4 protein-coding genes are annotated in these 4,398 nt (G+C 46.6%); 2 read left to right on the forward strand and 2 right to left on the reverse strand.

The genetic code is table 11. The features are described from left to right. The coding region (locus J3998_RS12950) for a hypothetical protein (protein WP_208151086.1) at window positions 1-378 on the forward strand (378 nt) is incomplete at its 5' end. A gap of 69 nt (window positions 379-447) precedes the next feature. Here J3998_RS12950 and J3998_RS12955 read toward each other — a convergent pair. Further along, on the reverse strand, window positions 448-1,308 hold the full coding sequence (locus tag J3998_RS12955; protein WP_208151087.1) for a histone deacetylase family protein: 861 nt from the start codon (window positions 1,306-1,308) through the stop codon (window positions 448-450). A 109-nt stretch (window positions 1,309-1,417) separates the two neighbouring features. On the opposite strand from J3998_RS12955, the gene J3998_RS12960 reads away from it, so the two are divergent. After that, window positions 1,418-4,093 carry a bifunctional acetate--CoA ligase family protein/GNAT family N-acetyltransferase gene (locus tag J3998_RS12960; protein WP_208151088.1) on the forward strand — a complete coding sequence of 892 codons (2,676 nt, stop codon included), beginning with the start codon at window positions 1,418-1,420 and terminating at the stop codon, window positions 4,091-4,093. Window positions 4,094-4,127: 34 nt separating this feature from the next. Here J3998_RS12960 and J3998_RS12965 read toward each other — a convergent pair whose 3' ends face one another. Then, entirely contained in the window at window positions 4,128-4,304 is a 177-nt protein-coding gene (locus J3998_RS12965; protein ID WP_208151089.1) for a PmeII family type II restriction endonuclease, read from the reverse strand. Between the last annotated feature and the right edge of the window lie 94 nt (window positions 4,305-4,398).

The raw sequence follows: 4,398 nt of genomic DNA on the forward strand, positions 1-4,398 counted from the left end.
GGTCTGCTTGACACGGTAACTGGCCTACTTTCTCTAGAAGCTATCACTGCACCTGAAGTACCAGCAGTTCCTTCTCTAGATGCACTTCCAGTAGCAGGTCTGCTTGACACCGCAACTGGCCTACTTTCTCTAGAAGCTATCACTGCACCTGAAGTACCAGCGGTTCCTTCTCTTGACGCTCTTCCAGGTCTTGAAATTCTTGCCGTTCCAGAACTTGATTCTCTAACTTCAATTCTAGACGGACTAGGTGAAGCAACTGCTATTCTAGAAACAGTAACTGAAACTGTTGCTTCTCTTGGTGACGCAACTGCATTGCTTGGTGGACTTGGTGAAAACCTTGACCTACTTGGATCTCTGCCAACTGCAGATTTGATCTAATCAGTAAATCGTACTGATTGACAAAAAAGCGGCTTTTAAGCCGCTTTTTTATATCTGAAAAAACTTTCTCTAAAACTCTGCCATCGCTTTAATATAAGCCCCTGCACTGGTCGCTAAAGCTTGTCGAGAATAGCCACCTTCCAAAACCGACAACACTGGCGGATGGCCGATTTCATCAACCAATTGATGCAGTGAATTTGCCCACAAAGCGTAGTCCTGATCCATCAGTTGCAAATCGGCAAGCGGGTCTTTGAAATGTGCATCGAAACCGGCAGAGATAATGATTAACTGTGGCTTGAAATCACGAATTCTCGGCCATGCTTGCTCTTGCCACATCTGCAAAAACTCATCGCCCATCACTCCTCCATTCATCGGGATTTTCACTATATTTGAATAATCACTTTCCGTTCGCGCAAATGGATAAATACCGTGTTGATAGCTAGAGATAAACTGCAGTCGCGGTTCAATCTCGGCAAAACTCTCGGTGCCGTTGCCATGATGGACATCAAAATCCAAAACCGCGACTCTCTCTAAAGCATGTTTCTGCAAGGCATAAGCGGCGCCGATTGCCGCATTATTAAACAGGCAAAAACCCATCGCCGTATCGACTTCAGCATGATGTCCCGGCGGACGAACATTACAAAATACACCGCTAGCCGAACCGTCCATCAAAGCATCTATACCATCTAAAACCGCCCCCACAGAATATAACGCGGCTTCAATCGAGTCCGCCGATAATGCCGTATCAGAATCCAACTGCACTACTGGACAGCCTTCCTGTGGTTGTTTTTCATGCAGATAATTCCACAGCTCTGGAGTATGTACGAGTAAGATATCCTCTTTAGTCGCCCGACGCGCTTCGTGCATCAACATGAAGTCCAGGAGCCCTTGCGCAATCAATTGATCTTCAATTGCACTAATTCTTTGCATATTTTCGGGGTGTCCTTGTCCGTTGTCATGTTTTTTACACAAGGGATGGCTAATATATAAATACATAATGAATTCTCAATGCAGATTTAGATTTTTAAGGAAAGCGACTATGGAACCACATTATCTATCGAGGCTATTTAATCCAAAATCAGTAGCGGTTTTTGGTGCCAGTGACCGCCCAGAATCCGTAGGCGGCACCGCCTTTCAAAATCTATTGACTGCCGGGTTTATGGGCAATATCTATGCAATCAATCCTAAACACAAGCAGGTACAGGGTCAAGACTGCTATGCCTCTCTGGATGAGGTCAATCAAGAGATTGATTTAGCGATTGTCGCCACTCCAAGCCATACAGCACTGAACATCTTAAAAGCTTGCGGCGCAGCCAATATTCCGTTTGTAGTGATCCTTTCCGCCGGTTTCGAAGACGAAGAAGGCAAATTGTTACAGAAGAATCTGGTCAGCACTGCACATAAACTCGGCATCCGCATTATGGGTCCGAACTGCCTTGGTTTTATCCGTCCGAAAATCGGCCTGAATGCCACCTTCAGTAAAAACCAAGCAGTGCCGGGAAAACTGGCACTAGTATCACAAAGTGGTGCACTCTGTACTTCGGTTCTGGATTGGGCGGAAAGCAATCAAATCGGTTTCTCATTGGTCGCTTCGACCGGTGATGCAGCCGACTTGGATTTTGGCGAAATTCTCGATTTTCTCGCCACCGACGCACAAACTCACAGCATCTTGCTGTATATCGAAGGCATCGTCAATGCCCGTCATTTCTTAAGCGGATTACGCAAGGCAGCTCGCAAAAAGCCGGTCATTCTGTTGAAATCGGGACGCATGCCGGAAGGCACTAAAGCCGCAGTTTCACACACCGGCGCCCTAGTTGGTTCAGATGACATCTTCAATGCCGCCATTGAACGAGCCGGTGTAGTGCGCGCTAAAACGATTAGCCAACTATTCTCGGCCGCCAAGACTCTTTCTTATGATTTAAACATCAAACAAAAGCGTTTGGTGATTGTGACCAATGGTGGCGGACCCGGCGTTTTAGCGACCGATTTAGCAGCCGAACTCGGCATTCAAATGCCGGAACTAAGCGACAAGACTGTTGCCGCATTGAATGAAATTCTACCGGCACACTGGTCGCACAATAATCCAATTGATATTCTCGGAGACGCCACTCCGGAACGCTATCGCAAAGCGATTGAAGTCTGCTTGGATGACGACAGCATTGATGCGATTTTGGTACTACTAACACCGCAAGCGATGACCGATCCGGTAGCAATTGCCGATGAAGTGATCGCCATGCAGCAAGAACATGGTTACTCTAAACCGCTATTAACGGTATGGATGGGCGATAAACTCGCCGGCCCAGCACGTGCCGCCTTTACCAATGCACATATCCCGACTTTCCGTACGCCGGAAGCAGCGGTTGAAGCAATGCATTTCCTAAGCCAATATCACCACAACCAAGCGTTGCTACAACAGGTTCCTGAACCCAACGAAGCCGTTAAGTGTGACTTACAAGCCGCCAAGCAGATTATCCATAACGCACTGCATGAGAACCGCAGCTTGCTAAATACGATGGAAACCAAAGCGGTACTGAAGGCGTTTCATATTCCAGTCACGCCGGCGATGATTGCACATTCGGCAAGTGAGGCTTTAGTCGCGGCGGAAAATGTCGGTTTTCCGGTAGTCATTAAAATCTATTCCGACAAAATCACCCATAAATCCGATAGCGGCGGCGTGGCGTTAAATATTCAAACGCCGGCCGAATTGCACCATGCTTATGATGAAATGATTAAGCAGGTCGCCAAACACTATCCAAATGATGACATTAAGAGCGTCAGCGTCGAGCCGATGGCAAATATGAAATTCGCGCGCGAACTGATTATCGGCGTCAGTCGTGATCCGGTTTTCGGCCCAGCGATTTCGTTCGGCTCCGGCGGCACTATGGTTGAGATTCTCAAAGACAGTGCCAGTGCTTTACCACCGCTAAATGAATTCATCACCCAGCGTATGATTGCCAGCACCAAAGTCAGTAAAATGCTCGGCGACTATCGCAATCTACCGGCGGTGAAAATGCAGCAGCTGATCGATATTCTGATGAACCTGTCGAAAATGGTCAGCGAACTGCCGGAAATTCTTGAGCTGGATTTAAATCCGGTACTTGCCAACCACGAACAAGTTATCGCAGTCGATTCGCGCATTCGTATCGGTCGTGCCAGTAAGAGCACCGTGCCTTATTCACACATGGCGATTCACCCTTACCCATCGTACTTGGAAAAACGCGTTACTAACTCGTCCGGCTTGGAAATCACCATTCGCCCAATTCGCGCCGAAGATGCCAAAATGGAAAACGAATTTGTCGCCAACCTTTCCGAACGCACTAAATTCCTGCGCTTTATGCAAAGCGTCAAAGCCCTCAGTCAGGAAATGCTGATACGCTTTACTCAGATTGATTATGACCAAGAAATGGCTTTTATCGCTTATACCGAACTGGATGGCGAACAGATTGAGCTGGGCGTTACTCGATACAGTATCAATCCAGACGGCAAGAGTGCTGAGTTTGCATTAGTGGTACGCGACGATTATCAACATCAAGGCATCGGCTCAATGCTACTAGACTGTTTGATTGAAGATGCTCGTCATAAAGGCTTGGAAAAATTGGATGGTGAAGTGCTAAAAGAAAACTCCGGCATGCTCGCACTGGCACAGCAATTCGGCTTTAACCAAAGCCCTTGTCCAGAAGACAATGGCGTTATGTTAATTGAGAAAAAGCTGTAAATTTTTAGGGGCTTATGCGCCCCTCTCAAAACTTCTAGCTCATTTGTGACAATTGCACTATCGTTGACGACGCTGATAATTCGGAAATAACATCCTCTAGTTCCTTAGCAAAATTCGCTTCAACAGCAACTGAGCCAATCGCAGCAATCAATTCTGCGTAAAAACTTTCATCTCCAGTCAATCGATGCCAAAAATTTTGCCCAATGTACATGACCTATCCCCTAAATTTAAAACCATGACATTGATGAGATTTCCAATTAAATTATCCGAATGGAGATTTCAAAATGAAAAAACGTTTTACCGAA

It is taken from the genome of Thiomicrorhabdus marina, assembly GCF_017571465.1.
Lineage (GTDB): Bacteria > Pseudomonadota > Gammaproteobacteria > Thiomicrospirales > Thiomicrospiraceae > Thiomicrorhabdus > Thiomicrorhabdus marina.

What these genes read in the sequence shown, in the direction of transcription:
- J3998_RS12965 (WP_208151089.1), bottom strand. Translation starts at nt 4,304, where the DNA reads ATGTACATTGGGCAAAATTTTTGGCATCGATTGACTGGAGATGAAAGT.
- J3998_RS12955 (WP_208151087.1), bottom strand. Translation starts at nt 1,308, where the DNA reads ATGCAAAGAATTAGTGCAATTGAAGATCAATTGATTGCGCAAGGGCTC.
- J3998_RS12960 (WP_208151088.1), top strand. Translation starts at nt 1,418, where the DNA reads ATGGAACCACATTATCTATCGAGGCTATTTAATCCAAAATCAGTAGCG.